1 protein-coding gene is annotated in these 671 nt (G+C 40.4%); it reads right to left on the reverse strand.

Annotated features, from left to right (window positions below; all coding sequences use genetic code 11):
• Window positions 1-231, reverse strand: a 231-nt coding sequence (locus R7Z49_RS25380; protein ID WP_318112441.1) for an Arm DNA-binding domain-containing protein, incomplete at its 3' end; no start/stop codon positions are given.
• Window positions 232-671 lie beyond the last annotated feature (440 nt).

The following is a 671-nucleotide window of genomic DNA, read 5'->3' on the forward strand; positions in this document are numbered from 1 at the left end:
ATAGTGCCTAACTTCTTGTGCTTTTTTCCTCGCTTCTGCGAGAGAAATTTCAGGGTATCCACCCAATCCAAGAAAAGTCGGCTTTCCCGTTCTAGGCTGAATGTAACGACACTCCCACGATTTAGCCCCCGACTTTCGCACATAAAAATACAGCCCACCTCCATCACCAAGTCGATAGGCTTTGTCCTTTGATTTAGCGCTTGCCACTTGCTTTGCTGTTAAATTCGGCACGTTACAGCTCCTTTATTCAAGCTCTCACTGGTGAAGAAGAAAGACCTTTCAACGAATGCTAGTAGAAAACCAAAGTAAAACACTAATGAAGAGTTTTACTTTAACATTCAACTCATTGTTTTTAATACACACTTAGAAAAACATCGCAAAAAAGCATTTCGTTAAGCATACACTTTAGCAGATGCTAGGCGCTCTCTCATTAAATTACGATCACTTTAAACAACATTTTTTTGTCGAAGCGTGACTCCAACCATCTCAGTAAACTCCCTACAAAACGATCGTAATAAGGAAACTCACGCATGAGTGAAAATGTCATCCAAAAGGTGCTCAGTGTTCGACATGAATACATGACCACAATTTTTGAACTCCTCAAGAAAGCAAAAGAAGAGAAAATTTGGACGCTAATCGAGCTGGCACACAGCAGAGGTTATAACTTTGGT

It is taken from the genome of Vibrio sp. 1562 (genome assembly GCF_033340155.1).
Classification (GTDB): Bacteria; Pseudomonadota; Gammaproteobacteria; order Enterobacterales; family Vibrionaceae; genus Vibrio; species Vibrio alginolyticus.